Origin of the sequence: Isoptericola sp. F-RaC21 (assembly GCF_038593535.1) — a bacterium.
Classification (GTDB): Bacteria; Actinomycetota; Actinomycetes; order Actinomycetales; family Cellulomonadaceae; genus Isoptericola.
On the sequence record NZ_JBCFYX010000001.1, the window covers coordinates 884403 to 903470 of the forward strand.

General features: G+C 75.6%; 19 protein-coding genes and 1 riboswitch. Of the genes, 10 read left to right on the top strand and 9 right to left on the bottom strand.

Annotated elements, in window-relative coordinates:
• Positions 1-186: 186 nt before the first annotated feature.
• A complete protein-coding gene (locus tag AAG589_RS04135; protein ID WP_430565965.1) occupies positions 187-1851 on the bottom strand; it encodes a bifunctional hydroxymethylpyrimidine kinase/phosphomethylpyrimidine kinase in 1665 nt (554 codons plus the stop codon).
• Positions 1842-1984: riboswitch (TPP riboswitch) on the bottom strand. Its footprint overlaps the gene before it by 10 nt.
• 98 nt (positions 1985-2082) lie before the next feature.
• Between AAG589_RS04135 and AAG589_RS04140 the strand changes: the two genes are divergently transcribed.
• The 5 genes from AAG589_RS04140 (at position 2083) to AAG589_RS04160 (ending at position 6102) form a co-directional block, all read left to right on the top strand.
• A complete protein-coding gene (locus tag AAG589_RS04140; protein WP_430565966.1) occupies positions 2083-2727 on the top strand; it encodes a hypothetical protein in 645 nt (214 codons plus the stop codon).
• A gap of 79 nt (positions 2728-2806) precedes the next feature.
• Positions 2807-3595: a YcnI family copper-binding membrane protein gene (locus AAG589_RS04145; RefSeq protein ID WP_430565967.1), complete on the top strand. Its 789-nt coding sequence runs from the start codon at positions 2807-2809 to the stop codon at positions 3593-3595.
• Entirely contained in the window at positions 3592-4215 is a 624-nt protein-coding gene (locus tag AAG589_RS04150) for a copper resistance CopC family protein (RefSeq protein ID WP_430565968.1), read from the top strand. The genes AAG589_RS04145 and AAG589_RS04150 overlap by 4 nt, the downstream gene beginning before the upstream one ends.
• A gap of 121 nt (positions 4216-4336) precedes the next feature.
• A complete protein-coding gene (locus AAG589_RS04155) occupies positions 4337-5782 on the top strand; it encodes a hypothetical protein (RefSeq protein ID WP_430565969.1) in 1446 nt (481 codons plus the stop codon).
• 44 nt (positions 5783-5826) lie between these two features.
• The gene (locus AAG589_RS04160) at positions 5827-6102 is read left to right on the top strand and encodes an acylphosphatase (RefSeq protein ID WP_430565970.1); all 276 of its coding nucleotides are present in this window, start codon (positions 5827-5829) and stop codon (positions 6100-6102) included.
• On the opposite strand, the gene AAG589_RS04165 is transcribed toward AAG589_RS04160, so the two are convergent.
• Complete coding sequence (locus AAG589_RS04165; RefSeq protein WP_430565971.1) at positions 6092-6832, bottom strand: class I SAM-dependent methyltransferase; 741 nt, start codon at positions 6830-6832, stop codon at positions 6092-6094. The genes AAG589_RS04160 and AAG589_RS04165 overlap by 11 nt on opposite strands.
• Positions 6833-6942: 110 nt before the next feature.
• Between AAG589_RS04165 and AAG589_RS04170 the strand changes: the two genes are divergently transcribed.
• A complete protein-coding gene (locus AAG589_RS04170; RefSeq protein ID WP_430565972.1) occupies positions 6943-7683 on the top strand; it encodes a class E sortase in 741 nt (246 codons plus the stop codon).
• A 35-nt stretch (positions 7684-7718) separates the two neighbouring features.
• Positions 7719-7880: a hypothetical protein gene (locus tag AAG589_RS04175; RefSeq protein WP_430565973.1), complete on the top strand. Its 162-nt coding sequence runs from the start codon at positions 7719-7721 to the stop codon at positions 7878-7880.
• A gap of 3 nt (positions 7881-7883) precedes the next feature.
• Here AAG589_RS04175 and AAG589_RS04180 read toward each other — a convergent pair whose 3' ends face one another.
• Positions 7884-8876, bottom strand: coding sequence for a LacI family DNA-binding transcriptional regulator (locus AAG589_RS04180; protein ID WP_430565974.1), 993 nt, complete (start codon positions 8874-8876; stop codon positions 7884-7886).
• Between the two features lie 26 nt (positions 8877-8902).
• Between AAG589_RS04180 and AAG589_RS04185 the strand changes: the two genes are divergently transcribed.
• Positions 8903-9769: an LLM class F420-dependent oxidoreductase gene (locus tag AAG589_RS04185; protein WP_430565975.1), complete on the top strand. Its 867-nt coding sequence runs from the start codon at positions 8903-8905 to the stop codon at positions 9767-9769.
• A 26-nt stretch (positions 9770-9795) separates the two neighbouring features.
• Here AAG589_RS04185 and AAG589_RS04190 read toward each other — a convergent pair whose 3' ends face one another.
• The 6 genes from AAG589_RS04190 to AAG589_RS04215 are packed head-to-tail and all read right to left on the bottom strand — an operon-like array spanning position 9796 to position 17347.
• Complete coding sequence (locus tag AAG589_RS04190; protein WP_430565976.1) at positions 9796-11583, bottom strand: ABC transporter ATP-binding protein; 1788 nt, start codon at positions 11581-11583, stop codon at positions 9796-9798.
• Between the two features lie 24 nt (positions 11584-11607).
• A complete protein-coding gene (locus AAG589_RS04195; protein WP_430565977.1) occupies positions 11608-13437 on the bottom strand; it encodes a bifunctional sugar phosphate isomerase/epimerase/4-hydroxyphenylpyruvate dioxygenase family protein in 1830 nt (609 codons plus the stop codon).
• Positions 13438-13439: 2 nt separating this feature from the next.
• On the bottom strand, positions 13440-14396 hold the full coding sequence (locus AAG589_RS04200; protein WP_430565978.1) for a shikimate dehydrogenase: 957 nt from the start codon (positions 14394-14396) through the stop codon (positions 13440-13442).
• A 46-nt stretch (positions 14397-14442) separates the two neighbouring features.
• Positions 14443-15459 carry a TRAP transporter substrate-binding protein DctP gene (dctP, locus tag AAG589_RS04205; protein WP_430565979.1) on the bottom strand — a complete coding sequence of 339 codons (1017 nt, stop codon included), beginning with the start codon at positions 15457-15459 and terminating at the stop codon, positions 14443-14445.
• Positions 15460-15518: 59 nt separating this feature from the next.
• Positions 15519-16793: a TRAP transporter large permease gene (locus AAG589_RS04210; RefSeq protein ID WP_430565980.1), complete on the bottom strand. Its 1275-nt coding sequence runs from the start codon at positions 16791-16793 to the stop codon at positions 15519-15521.
• A complete protein-coding gene (locus AAG589_RS04215; RefSeq protein ID WP_430565981.1) occupies positions 16790-17347 on the bottom strand; it encodes a TRAP transporter small permease in 558 nt (185 codons plus the stop codon). Before AAG589_RS04215 ends, AAG589_RS04210 begins: the two co-directional genes overlap by 4 nt.
• A gap of 147 nt (positions 17348-17494) precedes the next feature.
• Between AAG589_RS04215 and AAG589_RS04220 the strand changes: the two genes are divergently transcribed.
• Both AAG589_RS04220 and AAG589_RS04225 read left to right on the top strand, forming a co-directional pair.
• Positions 17495-18484, top strand: a complete 990-nt coding sequence (locus AAG589_RS04220; protein WP_430565982.1) for a LacI family DNA-binding transcriptional regulator — start codon at positions 17495-17497, stop codon at positions 18482-18484.
• 79 nt (positions 18485-18563) lie between these two features.
• Positions 18564-18989: a hypothetical protein gene (locus AAG589_RS04225; protein WP_430565983.1), complete on the top strand. Its 426-nt coding sequence runs from the start codon at positions 18564-18566 to the stop codon at positions 18987-18989.
• Positions 18990-19068: the final 79 nt, after the last annotated feature.

The window sequence follows — 19068 nt, forward strand, 5'->3', positions numbered from 1 at the left end:
CGGCGCGGCGGGCGCCTCTGCTGCGGCTGCGCGAAGTGCGCTTCGTGTCGGGCATCACAGCCATTCTGTCACTCGCCCCCGACACGCTTGCCCCGGTCACGCGGTGCGGCGCGAACCCGGGACACCGCTTACCGGCGCGGGATCCCGCCGTCGCGCGCGAGGCGGCGGGATCCCGCGGCCGGCGGGTCAGCCCACCGCGACGCGGTCGCCGTCGCGGCGGCCGAGGTCGCCCGGGACGCCAGCGGCGTCGGGCAGCCCGGTCTGGTCGAAGAACGCCAGCTCGTGCTCGCACGCCGTCCGGAACGCCTCCGCCATCCGGGCGCGGACGGGCGCGTCGGCCGCCGCCGCGGCACGGCGCAGGATCGCGACCGCCTCGCGCGTCGACTCCGCGAACGCGTCGTCCGCATAGGTACCCAGCCACGCCGCGTACGGGTGGCCCGCGTGGTTGCGGGCGGCCAGCCGCTCCCCCACGTCCTGGTAGATCCAGTAGCAGGGCAGGACGGCGGCGACGAGGGTCGCGTAGTCGTCGCCGGCCGCGCGCAGGTGGTCGAGGTAGGCCGCCGTCGTGGGGCTGGCGGGCACGTCCTGCGGCTCCCCGCCCAGCCAGCGGGAGTGCAGGTCGAGCTCCGTGACGAGCGCGCCGTGCGCGCCGCCGGCCCAGAACGCCTGCTCGGCCCGCGTGGGCGCGAGCTCGCTCGCCCGGGCGAGGCAGCGCGCGTAGTCGCGCAGGTAGAGCGCGTCCTGCTCGAGATAGGCCCGGAAGTGGCCGGCGTCGAGCGTCCCGTCGCCCAGGGACCGGACGAACGCGAGGTCGTCGATCGCGGCACGCACGCCCGCGGCGTCGTCCCACCACCGGGCGACGACGTCCTCCCCGCGGTCCTCTCCGTGCGCGCCCGCCGCACCGGGCACCACGACCGGCTCGGCGCCGCCGGCGCGCAGCCCCGCCAGGTGGTCGACGGGGCCGTTCCCGCCGCCGACGCGCAGCGCCTCCCCCGCCCGGATCGCCGCGGTCAGCCAGGCCTTCGTGCCGCGCAGCGCCTCGACCCAGTCGCCCGTGCGCGCGTACCGCGCGGCCAGCCCGCTGGACAGGGAGCAGCCGGTGCCGTGGGTCGACGTGCTGCCCAGGCGCGGGCCGCCCAGCTCCGCGAGCACGCCGTCCGGCCCGACGAGGGCGTCCGGGGCGCCCGCGTCCCCGGCGGCAAGGTGCCCGCCCTTGGCCACGACCAGCACCCGGTGCCGGGCCGCCAGCCGCCGCGCCTGCTCGAGCGCCGCGGGCCAGTCCGGTGCGGGCGCCTCCTGCGCCAGGACCGCGAGCTCGGGCAGGTTCGGCGTCACGACGTCGACCCGCGCGAGCAGGTCCCGCACGGCGTCCTCGGCCGCGGCATCGAGCAGCCGGTCGCCGCTGGTGGCCACCATGACCGGGTCCAGGACGACGGCGGGGCGCGCCGTCGTGGCTCCGCGCGGCAGGCCGTCGAGCCAGGCGGCCACGGCCTCGGCGACCGGGGCCGAGGCGAGCATGCCGATCTTCACCGCGTCGACGGCCACGTCGTCGGCGAGAGCGTCGAGCTGCGCGGCGAGGAACGCGGCCGGCGGCACGTGCACGTCGCGCACCCCCCGCGTGTTCTGCACCGTGAGGGCCGTGACGGCCGCCATCCCGTAGCCGCCGGCGGCGGCCACCGACTTGAGGTCCGCCTGGATCCCCGCGCCGCCCGAGGGGTCCGACCCCGCGATCGCGAGGACCCGCGGCCGGCTGCCCCGGGGCGGCGGCGACGCGGCCGTGGCGGAAGCGGTGGCGGGGGCGGTGGTGCCGGCGCGGCCGGCGGAGCTGTCTTCAGGTGCGCGCGCACTCATGTCGACATCCCTTCGCTAGTACGAGCTAGATCAGGTTCGACGGGTGTGTTCTCAGCGCCCGGCGGCCCACGTCGTGACAGCCGTGAACGGTGTCGTGACGTCGACCGGTCGGGACGCACCCCGTGTCGTGGCGCCCACCGTAGCCCAGGTCACGGCGGCGGGGCCGGCGGCGGACCGCGTGTCAGGATCGGGTGGCGGGGCGCGTACCCGGCGCCGCGATAGGGTGCGGGGGTGCCCGCCGTCGTCCGTCGTGCGCGCGAGCTCCTCGTCGCCGGCACGACGCTCAGCATCGCGGCCGCCGCCCACCTCCTGGCCGGCGGCGCGCTCCCCGGGGCACCCCTCGCCTGGTTGGTCGTCCTGGCCCTCACCGCGCCGCTCGCGGTGTGGACCGCGCGGCGCCGGCTGACGCTGCGGCGCCTGCTGCCCGCCATGGTCGCCCTGCAGCTGGTGCAGCACACCGCGCTGTCGGTGCTGGGCGCGGCCCGCCCCGCGGGCTCGGGCTCCCCCGGCTCGCTCGGTGCCGACGGGCACGCGCTGCACGCCCTGGGCCCCGGCTCCCTGCCGCCCGCGACAGGCCCCGCGCTGCACCACCACGCGGACGACCCGCGCACGGCGTCCTGGATGCTCGCCGCGCACGCGGCCGCCGTCGTCCTCACCGCGCTCCTGCTCGCGGCGGGCGACCGGGCCGCGACCAACGTCGTGGCCCACCTGCGGCACGTGGCGGTCCTGGTGCAGGGGCCGCCGGCGCTGCCGGTGGCCCGCGCGGCCGCCGTCGTCGGCGGGCACGCCTGGCGTCCCCGTGCCGCCCGCACCCGCCGGCGCACGCCCCCACGAGGTCCCCCGCTGCTCCCGGGCGCCCTCGCGCGCACCGCCTGAAGCCTGCCCTGGTCCGTCGTCGGACGAGGGCGGGTCCCTCGTCGTTGCACGGCCACCTGACCACCAGGAGCAGACAGTCATGACCACGCACTCCCGCACGCCCTCCCGCACGCCGCTCGCCCCGCCCGCCCGGGCCGCGCGCCGGCTCGCCGGCACCGCCGCGCTCGCCCTGCCGGCCCTCGTGCTCGGCGCCGCTGCCGCGTCCGCGCACGTCACCGTGACCCCCGACGCGGCGGAGGCCGGGTCGTACGCGACCCTCACCTTCAAGGTGCCCAACGAGTCCGCCGACGCGTCGACGACCGCGGTGAAGGTCGATCTCCCGACCGACACCCCGTTCACCAGCGTGTCCGTCGAGCCCGTGCCGGGCTGGACCGCGAAGGTCACGCAGGCGCCCCTCCCCGAGCCGGTCGAGGTGCACGGCACCACCGTCACCGAGGCGCCGGCCAGCGTCGAGTGGACGGCCGACGACGCCGACGCCGCCATCGCGCCGGGCGAGTTCCTCCGGTTCACCGTGTCCGCCGGCGCCGTCCCCGACGGGGTGGACGAGCTCGCGCTGCCCGCCACGCAGACCTACTCCGACGGCGAGGTCGTCGCGTGGGACCAGGAGGCCACGGGCGACGCCGAGCCCGAGCTCCCCGCACCCGTCCTGCAGGTGACCCCGGCCGCCGAGGGCGAGGGGCACGGCGCGGCGGCCGCCGCGGACGCCGCCGGCGAGGGCACGCCGGCTGCGTCGGACGACGACGGTTCCGGCACCCTCCCCCTGGCGCTGGGCGCGGCGGGCCTCGGGCTCGGCCTCGTCGGCGCCGTCACCGGCGTCGCCGCCCTCGCGCGGACGCGTGCCCGCGCCGACAGCACGGAGCAGCGGTGACGGCCCGCGGCGGGCGCGCCGCGGCCCTGGGCCTGACCCTCGGCCTCGCGGCCGCGGGCCTGGTCGGGGCGGCGGCACCGGCAAGCGCCCACAACGTCGTCGTCGGCACGACGCCGACCGGTGGGTCGACCGTGCACGAGGCCCCGAAGAGCGTCGACGTGACGTTCGACGACGTCGTGCTCGACCTGTCGGGCGAGGGCTCCAGCACGGTCGTCACCGTGACCGACGCCGACGGCACGGACTACGCGACCGGGTGCCCGACGACCCAGGACCGCACCGTCTCGGTGCCGGTCGCGCTGGGCGCGGCCGGCGAGTACACGGTCGACTGGCGGATCGTGTCGGCCGACGGGCACCCCACGAGCGGGGAGTTCTCGTTCACGTACGACCCGCCGGCCGGTACGGAGGCCGCCACCCCGTCCCCGGGCGCGGCCCCCTGCGCCGCGTCGGGAGCATCGGCCGACGACGGCGCGACCGGCGCCCCGCCGGCCGCCGCGGACGGTGCTGCGGGCTCCGACGACGCGTCGGAGCTCGTCGTGGTGCTCGGCATCGCCGGCGGCGTGGTCGTGCTCGCGGGCGCGGCCGTGCTCGTGGCGCTGCGCCTGGCGCGGCGTCGCGACTGACGCACGGCACCGACGGCGACCTGTCAGGGCCAGCGCCGGGTACGGCGTGCGCCGGCCCTGACAGGTCCGCTCGCCTGGTCCTCGTCCACGCACCCCGCCGGCGCCGCCTACGATGCCGACCATGGATGCGGGGCAGATCGTCGGGATCGTGACGGGCCTGGTCGTGGTGGTGGTGCTGGTCACGGCGGTCGCCTTCTGGGCGGCGCGCCGCCGGCGCGCGGCCCGCGGGCGGGCGCAGGACCTCGAGTCCCAGCTGCAGCGGCTCGGGGTCGAGGCGGGCTCGGCGCTGGTGCGCGCCGACGAGCGCGCCCGCCTCGCCGAGGACGAGCTCGCGTTCGCCCAGGCCGAGCTCGGCGACCGCGAGACGAGCGAGCTCGCGCCCAGCCTGCGGCGCGCGCGGGAGCGGCTGTCCGAGGCGTTCCACCTCAACCAGCTGCTCTACGACCACGTGCCGGACACCGACCAGCAGCGCCAGGAGTGGTCGGCCCGCATCGTCGACCTGTGCCGGTCGGCTGACGGGTCGCTCGACGAGCTCGACCGCGGGCTCGCCGCCCTGCGGCAGACGGTCCGCTCCACGCCGGACGCCGTCGAGCGCGTCGACGCGGAGCTGGCCCGCGTGCGCGAGGCCGTCCCGGCGGCCCGTGCCGACCTCGACCGGCTGCGCGGACAGTACGCCGAGCAGGCGCTGCTGCCCGTCGCGGACAACGCCCAGCAGGCGGAGCGGCTGCTCGAGTTCGCGGGCCGCAGCACCGCCGCGGCCCGCAAGCGCCTGGCGTCGCAGCAGGTGGCGGAGGCGGGCGCCGCCGCCCGTGCCGCCGAGGAGGCGGTGCGCCGGGCCGAGGGGCTGCTGCGCGCCGTCGACGACTACGAGGCGGAGGCGCTGCGCGCCGAGGCCGCGCTCGGCGCGATCGTCGCGGAGTCCCGCGCCGAGCTGGCCCAGGCGCGGGCGCTGCCGGCGGCCCAGCGGGCGGGGCGGATCGACGGCGCGGTCGCCGCGCTGGAGGACGCGTTGGCGGCGCTGCCCGCGCCCGGCGATCCGGGCGACCCGGTGGGCTCGCTCACCCGCGTTCGCGAGGCCAACACCGCGCTCGACGACGCCGTCGCCGAGCGGGCCGAGCGCGACGAGCGCGCCCGTCGGGCGGCGGCCAGGCTGGGCCCGGCGCTCGACGACGCGGAACGGCAGCTCGCGACGGCGCGGTCCGTCGTCGACGACTACCGCGCGCCCGTGGGGCCCGACGCCCGCACGCGCCTCGCGGAGGCGGAGCGCGAGGTGGCGCAGGCCCGCGCCGCCGACGACCCGGAGCGGGGCGTCGCCGCCGCCCGCCGGGGCGCCGCGCTCGCCGCCGAGGCCGCGACCCTCGCCCACCGCGACATCGCCCGTTCCGGGCAGGGGCAGCGCTGGGACGGCGGCTACAACGGCGGCTACGGCGACGCGTACGGGGGCGGGTACGGGCGGGGCCGCCCGGGCGGCCGCGGCGGCTCGGACGTCTTCGGCGCGGTCCTGGGCGGCATGGTGCTGGGCGGCATCCTCGACGACATCGGGGACATCGGGGACATCTTCGACTGACGACGGCCGGTGCTCACGGCCGCCCTCGTGACACGGGAGGACGCATGACCACGGTGCGGCGACGGGTGCGGGTGCACGGCCGCGTGCAGGGCGTCGGCTTCCGGTGGGCGACGCGCGAGGCCGCCGCGCGGCTCGGCGTGGCCGGGCTCGTGCGCAACCTGGCCGACGGCACGCTGGAGGCCGAGGTCGAGGGCCCGCCGGACGCCGTGGACGCGATGCTCGGCTTCCTGCGCGAGGGCCCGACCGCCGCGGTCGTGACCGGCGTCGACGTCGAGGACGTCCCGGCGCGCGGGGCGACGACGTTCGACGTCACCGGCTGACTGTGCCGATGCGGGTGGCGCCCGGGACTCGGGCCGCCACGTGCTCGACGACGCCCGCGCGCGTGCGGCCGTGCTCCTCGACCGCGAGCCCCTGCTCGAGCACCCACCGCATCGGCCGGCGGCCGAAGTGCTCGCCCGCCAGGGGCACGCTCACCAGGTCCGCCAGCCCCTGCAGCGCGCGCAGCGGCCAGACGGTCGAGGCGACGTGGTCGGCCAGCAGGAGCAGGCCGCCGGGCCGCAGCACGCGCGTCATCTCGCCGAGCGCCGCCCGGTCGTCGCCGATGCCGCACAGTGAGAACGTGCACACGACCGTGTCGAAGGAGGCGTCCGGGAGGTCGAGGTCCTGCGCGTCGCCGACGCGCAGGTCGACTCCGAGGCCCAGCCGGTCCGCCCGGCGCCGCGCGACGTCGAGCATGCCCGCGCTGCTGTCGACGCCCACGAGGCCGCCGGGGGCCGCCGAACCCGCCCCTCCATCCGTGGCCCCACCCGTGACGCCCGCCGGGTAGTGCTCGAGGTTGAGACCCGTGCCGATCGCGACCTCCAGCGTGCGCCCCTCGGCCAGCGCGCACACGTGCTGCCGCAGGCCGGGGAACATGCGCCGCTCGGCGGCCGCGAACGCCCGGTCGTAGCCCGCGGCCTCGCGGTCCCACCGGCGGCGCAGCCGCTCCGCCCGGCGCCCGCCCGGCGTCGCCCCGTCGCGCTCCCGCCCCGCACCGTCCTCGCTGGTCACCGCCTCAGGCTCCCACGGTCCCGGCCCGTGCGACAGGGACGTCGCACCAGCCGACGAACCGACGGACGCGCGCGCCGCGGCCGGCCGGCGGACCACGTACCATCGCGCACGTGACGAGTCCCACCCACGCCCGCCCGTCCCGACACCGGGGCGTCGGCAGCGCCGTCGTGGGCGGCGTCGGCGAGCTCCTCATCACCCTGGGCGTGGTGCTCGGCCTGTTCGTCGTGTGGCAGCTGTGGTGGACGTCGGTCGAGGCCACCGCGCAGGCGCAGCAGGTCATGCAGGAGTTCGAGGCCACGCTGCCGCCGGCCAACCCCGAGCCCGCCGAGCTGCGCACGGACGACCCGCCCGTCCCGGAGCCGGTCGGCTACGGGGAGACGATCGGCACGCTCATCGTGCCTGCCTGGTACGGCCTGACGAACAACGCGATGCCGATCGCGGAGGGCACCGGCATGGACGTGCTCGACCGGGCGATGGCCGGCCACTACGAGACGTCGCAGCAGGTGGGCGACGTCGGCAACTTCGCGCTGGCGGGCCACCGTCGCACGCACGGCAACTCGTTCCGGCACGTCGACACGCTGGAGAAGGGCGACCAGATCATCGTCGAGACGGCCACGACCTGGTACGTCTACGAGGTCACCGACCACGAGATCGTCACGCCCGACCAGGTGGACGTCGTGGCGCCGGTGCCGCACCATCCCGACGAGAAGCCCACCGAGCGGCTGCTGACCCTGACCACCTGCCACTCGCTCACCCTGGGCGAGTACGGCAACGACCACCGCTGGATCACGTACGCCACCTTCGTCGGCTGGATGGACCGCGCCGACGGCACCCCCGAACAGGTCCGCTGAGCGCGGGCCGGGCTTCGACGAGAACGAGAGACGACATGTACGCGTGGATCTTCCGTCACCTGCCGGGCAACGTGTTCTGGCGGGTGCTGCAGTCGCTGGTGCTGGTCGCCGCCGTGGTGGCGGCGCTGTTCCTGTGGGTCTTTCCCGCGCTCGCCCCCTACCTCACGCTGCTGGAGGGCGACCCCGCGGTCGGCTGATCCTCAGCTGCTCGCGCGCACCACCAGCTCCGGGTCGAACAGCACCTCCTCGGGCGCCGACGCCGGGTCGTCGATCTCCCGCAGCAGGATCTCGGCGGCGGCCGTCCCGATGGCGGCGGCGGGCTGGCGCACCGTGGTCAGCGGCACCGCGCCGGTGGTGGCGAAGGGGATGTCGTCGTAGCCGACGAGCGCGACGTCGTCCGGCACCCGTACGCCGCCGTCCAGCAGGGCGCGCACGAGGCCGAGGGCGTGCATGTCGTTGCCCGCCAGGACGGCGTCGGGGCGCTCGCCGGGCGCCGCCGAGACGATCCGGCGCCCGACCTCGGCGCCCTCGTCCATGCCCAGGTCGTCCGAGTGGACGACCTCCAGGGTCGCGCCCGGTGTGCCGTCCACGACCTCCCGCATCCCCTCGAGCCGCCGCCGCACCTGCTGCACCCGGGCCCGGCCGGTGGCGGCGAGCAGCCGGCGGCGGCCGCCGTCCACGAGGTGCTGCGCGGCGAGCCGGCCTCCCTCGCGGTGCCGCAGGGAGACGGTCGACAGCCGGCCCGCGGCGTCCTGCTGGTCGACGACGACGACCGGGCTGCCCCGCTCCTTGCGCGCCGTCAGGGCGGCCACCTGCGCGTCGTGCGGCGCCACCACCATGCCGTCGAAGCGCAGCTGCTCGAACAGGGCGACGAGGCGCTCCTGCTGCTCCGGGGACTCGTGCGTGCTGCCCGTGACGAGGGTGAGGCCCGCCCCCGCCACCACGCGCTCGACGGCGTTCACCACGTCGGAGAAGAACGGGTTGGACGCGTTGATCACCGACACGCCGACGATCCCCGAGCGCTGCCATCGCAGCTGCCGGGCCGACAGGCTCGGGACGAAGCCGAGCTGTTCCACGGCGGCCCGGATGCGCGCCGTCGTCGCGGGCGCCACCTTCTCCGGGCGGTTGAGGTAGTTGGAGACGGTCGCGGCGGACACGCCGACGTGCCGCGCGACGTCGTGGATGGTCACCATGCGTGCTCTCCGGCCAGGATGGGGTGATGGACACGCGACCGACGCCCGGACCGCTGCGGTTCGGGGTCAAGCTCACGCAGGACGCCCCGGTCGGCACCTTCCGTCAGGTCTGGCAGACCGCCGACGAGGCCGGGTTCGACCACGTGTGGGTGATGGATCATCTCGCCTCCCTGGGCCCGGACGACGACCGCCCGATCTTCGACGCGTGGGCCATGCAGGCGGCGATGGCCGTGGCCACCTCGCGGGTGCGGATCGGCTGCATGGTGTCGGGCAACTCTTACCGCCACCCGGTGATGCTGGCCAAGCTGGCCACCACCGTCGACCACCTGTCGGGCGGCCGGCTGGAGCTCGGGATCGGCGCCGGCTGGAACGAGCACGAGCACACGATGTACGGGCTCGACCTCGGCAGCGTCCGGACCCGGATGGACCGCCTCGAGGAGTCGCTGCAGGTCCTCACGTCGCTCTGGACGCAGCCGCGCACCACCGTCGACGGCGCGCACTACCGGCTCGCCGACGCCGTCGCGGAGCCCAAGCCGGTGCAGCGCCCGCACCCGCCGATCTGGGTGGGTGGTTCCGGCCCACGGCGCACGCTGCGGCTCGTGGCGCGGTACGCCGACGCGTGGAACGACACGTCCAGCACGCCGGAGCAGGTCGCGGCGCTCGGCGAGGTGCTCGACCGGCACTGCGCCGACGTCGGGCGCGACCCGGCGCAGATCCGCCGCACCGTGCAGCTGCGGCTGCGCGAGCACCCCGTCGCCGCGCTGCCCGGCCTGGTCGAGCGGTACGCCGCCGCCGGCGTCACCGAGTTCGTGGTGGTGCTCAGCTCCGGCGAGGCGGCGTTGCGCGAGCTCGACGAGGTCGTCGTCGAGCTCGATCGCCTGCGCGGCCGCTGAGTCACCGCGATCCTCGGCCGTGGCCACTACGCCGCCCCCGCCTGGGCCGCGTGCAGCGCGGCGTACCGGGCGCCGCGGGACATGAGCTCGTCGTGGCTGCCGACCTCCACCACCCGGCCCCGCTCCAGGACGACGATGCGGTCGGCGGCGCGCACCGTGGACAGCCGGTGCGCCACGACCAGCGTCGTGCGGTCGCGCATGAGGCGGTCCAGGGCGTCCCGGACGACGGCCTCCGCCTCCGGGTCCAGCGCGCTCGTGGCCTCGTCGAGGAACAGGATGCGCGGGTCCCGCACCAGCGCCCGCGCGATGGCGAGCCGCTGCCGCTGGCCGCCGGACAGCCGTGCGCCCCGCTGCCCGACGACCGTGTCCCAGCCGTCCGGGAGGGCGTCGACGAACTCCAGGGCGTTGGCGTCGCGCAGCGCGGCGCGGACCCGGCCGTCGGTCGCGGCGTCGTCCTCCAGCCCGTAGGCGACGTTCTCGCGGATCGTGCCCTCGAACAGCACCGACTCCTGCGGCACGACGGACACCCAGCGGCGCACCGTCCGCAGGTCGAGCCCGGCCATGTCGGCGCCGTCGAGCAGCAGGCGCCCCGACGTGGGCCGCACGAAGCCCAGCACGAGGTTGAGCAGCGTCGACTTCCCGGAGCCGGAGGGGCCGACGAAGGCGACGGTCTCGCCCTCGCGGACCTCGAGGTCGACGTCGTGCAGCGCGTCGTCCGACGCGTCGGCGTAGCGGTGCGAGACGTGCTCGAGGCGCAGGTGCCCGCGCACGGCGTCCACGTGCCGGCGCCCCTCGTTGCGCTCCAGGTCCGGCTCCGCGAGCACCTCCGCGATCGAGCGCACGGACTCGACGCCGCGCGCCGTGACCGGCACGAGGTTGAGCACCTGGGTGAGGCCCTGCGTGAGGAGGCCGAAGTAGGTCGACAGCAGCACCACCTCGCCCGGCGTCACGGGCACGACGCCGGTGAGCGACACGACCGCCGCGAGCACGAGGCAGCAGACCCCGAGCAGCTGCATCGCCACCCACGACACCGAGGCGACGCGGCCGTTGAGCAGGTCGAGCCGCAGGGCCGAGCGGCGCACCCCGTCCGCGCCGTCCGCCACCCGCGAGACGGCGGTGCGCTCCAGCCCGTGGGCGCGCGTGACCGGGATGAGGGACGCCATCTCCCCCACCTGCGCCGAGAAGCCCTCGATCTCCCGGCGGAACTCCGCGTTGCGCGCCTGCGAGCGCCGCGCCATCGTGCGGCGGATCAGCAGGGCCGTGGGGATCGCGAGCACGTACACGAGCAGGAACTCGGGCACCTTGATCGCCGTCATGGTGATCGCGCCGACCATGACCATCGCCGCAGACAGCAGCGGGTGGGTGACCTGCTGCAGCATCAGCTCGACGTTCTCGACGTCGCGCACGACCTTGCTCTGCACGACGGCGGAGCTGGCGCGCGCGTAGTACCCGATGGACAGCACCTGGAGGCGCTCGACGAGCGCGTTGCGCAGCGTGGCGCCCGTGCCCCGCACCACGGTCATGAAGTTGCGGGTGTACACGAGGTGGTTGGGGTAGTGCTGCGCCAGGAGCAGCACGGCCACGGCGAACCAGAGCAGCACGGACCGCACCGTCCCGCCGTCGGCGACGATGTCGATCACGGCCCCGGTGATGACCGGAAGGAACCACAGGGGCGTCTCCTTCACCGCGAACGCGAGGAGCGCCACCGTCACGCGGCGCGGCTGGGTGCCCAGCAGGCGCAGCAGCGAGCGCACCGGCCGGCGGCCGTCGAGAAGGGGTTGGTCGGACGAGCTGGCAAGGGCTTTCCGGCGCACGAATCGATTCTAGACGGCACCGGGTCACCGACCCGGCACGGTCGCTCCCCGGTCGTGGTCCAGGCGGTCCTGCGCCGCCAGCAGCACCGGGGTGTTGTCCGTGGCGTACACGTCGTAGCCCCCGACCCGCTGGACCAGCTCGAGGCAGAGGTTGCCGAGGCGCGGCGTGTAGAAGTGCCAGAACTCCCCCGCCGCCGACCGGTCGAAGAGCAGCTGGTGGTCGCGCAGGGTCGCGAGCGTCTTCTCGTCGAGCCCCCATCGTGCGCGCAGGTCGTCGTAGTAGTTGTCGGGCACGGGGATCTGGCGCAGCCCCCGCTCCCTCGCGCGGCGCACGAGGGCGACGACGTCGTCGCACGACAGCGCGACGTGCTCCGGGTGGGAGACCCCTGGTGGAGAGACGTTGAGCGAGAGCCGCACGGAACCGCTGGCCGAGCGCACGACCTGGCTCCGCACGAGCCCCTGCGGCCCCGCCGCCTCCGTCGCGGGCGGCGTCCGCAGACCCAGCACGCTGGTGCAGAACAGCACGGCCTCGTCGTGCGCGTCGCGGCCGTGCGAGACATTCACGTGGTCGACGGCCGTCACGGCGCCGGGACGCCGTCCCGCGTCGTCGTGACCGTGACGGAACTCGTCGACCCAGGCCGGCTCGTCCCCCGGAGGCCGGTCGTCGAGGAAGACCTCGATCCCGCTCGGCGCCACCACGCCCGCCATCGCGTGCTCCCCCGCCTGGGTCCTGCGCACCGCCGGGCGGACCGCGAGCGCCCGGGCACGCTCGACCCCCGCGGCGGCGTCCGCGACCTGGAGGCCGATCCCCGCGAGGTGCGGGGCCTCGTCACGGGCGTGCTGCTCGTTGAGCACGATGCGCGCCCGCCCGGACGACCACAGCCGCACGGGCTTGGTGCGGTGCTGCCCGCGGAACGTCATGCCGAGCTGCTCGAGCATCGCCTCGACCTGCCCGGTGTCCTCCGCCTTGACCTCCACGTAGTCGAACCCGAGCGGTTCGTCGACGTCGGCGATCCGCCGCAGGTGCGGCGGGCTGCCGGGCAGCCGCGCCGCCCGGTCCTCGAGCCACACCAGGGAGCGCAGGGCGTGCTCCGCGGTCCGTCGGGTGTCGGCCTGCCGGAAGACGTCGTTGAACACCTCGAGCGACAACGGCCCCCCGTAGCCGGCGCGGGCGACGTGCGCCACGAACCGGCCGAGGTCCCAGGCGCCCTCCCCCGGGAAGAGCCGGTGGTGCCTGCTCCACGACAGGACGTCCATGGTGAGCGCCGGAGCGTCGGCGAGCTGCACGAAGAAGATCTTCTCGCCGGGGATCTCCTCGATCCCGGCCGGGTCGTGGCCGCGGGCGAGGATGTGGAAGCTGTCGAGGCAGACCCCGACGGCCTCGTGGTCCGCCTCGGCGACGATCCGCCAGGCGTGCCGGTAGTCGTCCACGAACCGGCCCCAGGCCAGCGCCTCGTACGCCACGCGGATCCCGTGCCGGGCGGCGAGGTCGCCCAGGCGACGGAGCTGGGCGACCGCCACCGCGTCCGAGCCGTCCGTGGCCGTCGCGACGTTGCTGCAGACCAGGACCGTGCGCACGCCCAGGCGTTCCATCGCGCCGAACCGTTCACGCGCCCGGCGCAGGTTGTCCTCGAGGAGCGCCTCGGGCACGCCCTCGAAGTCCCGGAAGGGCTGGTAGAGGTCGAGCGTGAGGCCCAGCCGGTCCGCCAGCGCACGGATCTCCTCCGGGCTGCGGTCGCTGACCACGAGGTCCGGCTCGAAGACCTCGACCCCGTCGAACCCCGCGTCGGCGCAGGCGTACAGCTTGTCCTCCAGGCTGCCGCTGAGGCACACCGTGGCGATCGACCGGCGCACGGTCACTCCTCTCCGGGCCGGACCCGGCCCGTCGTCGGCCCCTCGTGGGCACTGTCGTCGTGGGCACCGTCGTCGTGGGCACCGTCGTCATGGGCACCGTCGTCGGCGACCAGGCGAGCAAAGTGAGCGCGCATCCGGCCGAGATCGGGCTCGAGCCCGGTGATCAGGCGCAGGCTGTCCGCCGCCTGCCCGACGGCCATCGCGCCGCCGTCGAGGGTGGCGAGCCCCCGCGCGCGGGCACGTCGCACGAGCGCCGTCTCCAGCGGGCGGTACACCACCTCGGCCACCCACGCCCCGGCGGCGAGGCGGTCCACGTCGAGGGCGACGCCGGGGTGCCCGACCATGCCGACGGGCGTGGCGTGCACGACGCCGTCGGCCCGCGGCAGCCAGTCCTCCAGCGACCCGCCCGTCCCGCGCAGGCGGCCCGGCGCGAGGGGCCCGAACCGGTCGAGCACCGCCGCCACGGCGGCGGGAGCGACGTCGTGCACCACGACCTGCTCGAACCCCATGTCCACGAGCGCCGACACGGTCGCCAGCCCCGCCCCGCCGGCCCCGACCTGGACGACGCGGCCGCCGGCGGGGCGGCCCGCGAGGAAGCGCTCCAGCGCGCCCCTGAACCCCGTGCCGTCCGTGTTGTGCGCGGTGCGGCTGCGCCGACCTCGGGCGCGCCCGAGCAGCACGAGGTTGGCGGCGCCGATGCGCCGCACGGCGGGGCTGAGGCTGTCCACGTGCCCCAGCACGGACCGCTTGAAGGGGTGCGTCACGTTCGTCGCGACATAGCCCTGCTCCTCCAGCCGGCTCAGCTGCGCGCCGAGGTCGGCCCGAGGGGCGTCGCGCAGGTCCACCGTCCGGTACTCGTAGTCCAGCCCGAGGCGGTGTGCCTCCTCCATGTGCAGCGCCGGGGACAGCGAGGACCCGATGCCGTGCCCGAGCAGGGCGACCCGGACCGTCGCCGTCATGGCGCGGCGCCTTCCCCGCCGGTGCGGGCGCCGCGCGGCCCGCGGCTCACGACGCCGAGTCCCGCATGGCCTCGTACACCGCCAGCGAGTCGCCCTCGAGGTTCTCGCGGAACCAGGCGTCGGTCTGCGCGGCGAACGCCGTCGTGTCCACGTCGTCGACGATCTCGATGGCATCGCTCTCCCGCCAGCCGTCGAGGATCTTCTTCTCGGCCTCCGCGACGCACCCGGGCATCTGCGCGACGGCCGCCGCGACGGCGTCGTCCAGGGCCGCCCGCTGCGCGTCGTCGAGCTCCGTGTCGTACGTCGGGGCGGCGACGATGAGGTTGGAGTTCTGCTGGTGCCCGGACAGGCTGAGCACGTCCTGGACCTCGACGAGGTTCGTGGCGTCGATGTTCGTCAGGGGGTTCTCCTGCCCGTCCACAACGCCCTGCTGGAGGGCGAGGTAGAGCTCCTCGTACGCGACGTCCGTCGCCTGGGCGCCGAGCGCCTGCGCGTTGAGGAGGTACTGGCCCGAGCCGGGGAACCGCATCCGCAGCCCCTCGAGGTCGGCAGGCTCGCGGATCGCGGTGTTGGCGGTGAAGTGGCGCGCCCCCGCGGACCAGGCCCCGAGGATCGAGACCCCGCCCGACGCGTCCTTGAAGTCCTGGACCAGCTGGTCCGCGGAGCCGTCGGTGAAGAACCGCGTGAGGTGCTCGGCGTCGTCGAAGCCGTAGGCCGCGTCGAGCACCCCGGCGGGCTCGTAGACGGCCGCGAGCGCCGACGCGCCCTGGAGGTCGAGGTCGATGTCCCCCGACTGGACGGAGGCGATGCGGTCGGCGTCGCCGCCGAGCTGGCTGTTGGCGTAGATCTCGACCGTGAGGCCCACGTCGGCGGCCTCCGCCTCCTGCTTGATCACCTCGGCGCCGCAGGTGTGCTGCGGCTGGTCCTCGGTGTAGCTGTGCGCCAGCGTGAGCTCGACGTCGCCGCCGGACGGCTCCTCGCCGCCACCGCTGTCGCACGCCGCGAGGACCCCGAGGGGCAGCACGACCGCGGCAGCGGCGGCCGTGCGGTGGATGCGCTTCATGGTGCAGTCCTTTCGGTTGCTGCCGACGCCGTCGTCGGCAGGACGGTCGGAGCGGGCGCTCAGAGCCCGAGCGTGGCGGGGAGCCACGTCACGAGGCCGGGGACGAACACGACGAGCAGGCAGCACACGAGCAGCGGGACGAGGAACGGCAGGACGCCGCGGAACACCTCCCCGACCCGCACCCGCTGCGTGGAGCTGAGCACGTACAGGACGGTGCCGACCGGCGGGGTGAGCAGGCCGATCATGAGGGCGAGGATCATCGCCACCCCGAGCACGACGGGGTCCACCCCGAGGCGGGTCGCGACGGGCATGAGGATCGGCACGACGAGCACGAGGGTCGCGGTGGCGTCCACCACGGTGCCGAGCAGCAGCATGAGGGCGACGACCAGCAGGAGGAACACGGTCCCGTCGTCGGTGAACCCGAGGACGAGGTCGGCCAGGGCCTGCGGCACGCGCTCCTTGGCGAGCACGTAGCCGAGCAGCGCCGCGGACGCGACGATCAGCATGATCGCTGCGGTGGTGGTGACTGTCTCCACGAGGATCCGTGGCAGGTCGCGCACCTTGAGGGTCCCGTACCCGAAGCCGAGCACGAGCATGTACGCGGCCCCGACGGCGGCGGCCTCCGTCGGCGTGAACAGCCCGCCGAGGATGCCGCCCAGGATCACGACGGGCGCCAGGATCGGCAGCGCCACGCGGCGGGCCGCCGCGGCGAGCCGGGCGCGCGAGAAGCCGAGGTGGACGATGCCCTCCTGGCGGCGCACGAGCACGAACACCACGACGCACAGCCCGAGCGCCATGAGCAGCGCGGGCAGCACCGATCCCGCGAACAGCGCGCCGGTCGAGACGGAGGCCTGCCCCGCGAAGATCACCGCCGGGATGCTCGGCGGCATGACGGGCGCGATGAGCGCCGACGCGCCCACGACCCCCAGGCCGAAGCGGCGCGAGTAGCCCGCGCGCAGCATCGGGGGGATCTCGACCTTGCTCAGGGCGGCGGCGTCGGCCACGGCCGAGCCGCTCATCCACGAGAACCCGAGGCTGACGCCGACGCTGACGTAGCCGAGCCCGCCGCGCACCCGGCCGAAGAGGGCGAGCGCGAAGTCGAACAGCCGGTCGGCGATGCCCGCACGGTTCGCGATCACGCCGAGCAGGACGAAGAGCGGCACGGCGAGCAGCACGAAGCTGCCGGCCGCGTTGGCCACGAGCCGCATCGGCAGGCCGAGGGACTCGCCGTCGAGCACGAGGTACACGAGGCCGGGCCCGAGGAAGGCGAAGGCCACGGGCACGCGCAGCGCCAGGAGGAGCAGGATGGCGACGAGGAGCGCGAGGACGGTCATGGCCGCGCCGCGCCCTGGTCGTTCTCGTCGACGGGCGGGTCGTCCACCGACGCGCCCGCCACCGCGACGCCGGTGCGCTCGGCGGGCGTGACGCCGTAGCGCACGATCTGCACCGCGCGTGCGAGGGCGCGCACGGTCGTGCTGACGAGTCCCACCAACGTGATCGCGTACACCCAGGACATCGGGACGCCGAGCGCCGGCGAGGTGAGGAAGCCCGCGCTGTCGACGAGCTCCCAGCACGCCCAGGCGAACGCCGCCGCGATCAGTGCGACGAGAAGCATCGCGACGGCGTGCACGGTCCGCACGAACGTCGCGCTCGGCACGTTGTCGACCAGCTGCAGGGCGATGTGGCCGTCGCGCGTCACCAGCACGCCCGCGGCGCCGAAGGTGAGCCAGATGAGCGCGAACTCCGAGAGCTCCCCCGTCCAGAGCACGTTCGGCACGGGCAGGTAGCGCTGCAGCGCCTGGTAGAGGATCAGGACGAAGATGGTGGCCGCGGCGAGACAGGCGACCCCCAGCTCGAGGCCCGTGAGGATCCGGACGACCCGGCTCACGATCGCCTCACGCCCATCGTGACGCTCCCCTCCGTCGGTCGGCCGTGCACCGTCGCGCGGCCGTCGTCACGTCGACAACCCTAGAAACTGACCGGCAACCCGGACAAGGGATTGCCAAAGTTGCCACCCGGTGCGTCAATGGCGGGCATGGGGCCGACGATCTACGACGTCGCGCGCGCCGCCGGGTTGGCGCCGTCGACGGTCTCGCGGACGTACACCCGGCCGGGACGCGTGAACGCCGCGACCCGGGACCGGGTGCTGGCCGCGGCGGCGGAGCTCGGGTACCGCCACACCCCGCAGAACCGGGCGGTGGCGGGCGAGCGGCACCTGACGATCGCGATGGTGCTCTCGGACATCACCAACCCGCACTTCTTCGAGCTCATCCGCGGGGCCGAGCAACGGGTGAAGGCCGCGGACGCGACGCTGGTGATCGTCAACGCGGAGGAGTCGGAGCGCATCGAGCAGAGCCAGGTCGCGGACCTCGCGAGCAGCGTCGACGGCTTCGTCCTGGCCTCCAGCCGCCTCGACGACGACGCCCTGCGCGACCTGGCCCGCCGCCACCGCGTCGTCCTCCTCAACCGCGAGGTCGCAGGGTTGAGCTCCGTGGCCCTCGACACCACGTCGGGATGCCGGCAGATCCTCCAGCACCTGGCCTCGCTCGGGCACCGCAGCTTCGCCTACTGCGCGGGGCCGCCCGCCTCCTGGATGGGCGCCGCGCGGTGGGCCGCGCTCAGCGCGGGCGCCGAGGAGCACGGCCTCACGGCGCACCGCGTCGGCCCCTACACCCCGAACGTCGCGAGCGGCGGGGCGGCCGCGGACGGCGCGCTGCGCACCGACGCCACGGCGTTCGTCGCGCACAACGACCTCCTGGCGATCGGGCTGGTGCGGCGGCTCGCGCAGCGCGGGATCCGGGTGCCCGACGACGTCAGCGTCGTCGGCTTCGACGACATCTTCGCGGCCGAGTTCGTCCATCCCTCCCTCACCACGCTCGGCGGGCCCGGCGCGCACGCCGGCCGGCTCGCGGTCGAGATGCTCATCGACCAGCTCGCGGGTCGGGCCCGCGACTCCGGCGAGCAGGTGCGGCTGCCCACCGGGCTGGTGCTGCGCGGCTCGTCGGGGCAGGCCCCGCGGCCATGACGCGGGCCACAGTCGGGCCGGGACGGTCGGGGCGGGCCCGGGACGCGACTAACCTGAGGCCGTGGCTACCTTCTCGAGCGTGACGCGCCAGCACATCCTCCGGGCGATCGAGGAGCACGACGACCGTGGTACCGATGCGTTCATCGGCGTGTACGGCTTCACCCGCAACCCGGGTCACACCTTCGTCCACGAGGACCGCGCGTACGACTCCAAGGCCGTGCTCGGGGTGGCGCACAAGTTCGCGACCGGCAGCCCCGCCCGCCCCGAGGACCTGGTCGACGCCAAGTGCGACGACGCCGCGATCCTGCGCAAGCACGGCTTCGACGTCATCGCGCCCGCGGCCGCGGCCGTGGCGCCGGCCCCCGCGCGCAAGCAGGCCGCCCCGCGCCGCAAGGCCGCGAGCGCCCCGGCCCGCAAGCCCGCCGCGCCGGAGCCCGAGCTCGCGATCTGCCCCACCTGCTACACCGCGCTGCCGGCCACCGGCATCTGCGACGAGTGCGGCTGACCGCCGGCCGCTGAGGCGGCGTGGGCGGCCCGGCCGAGGCATGCTGGACCGGAACCCCGGACGCCCACGGAAGGCCTCC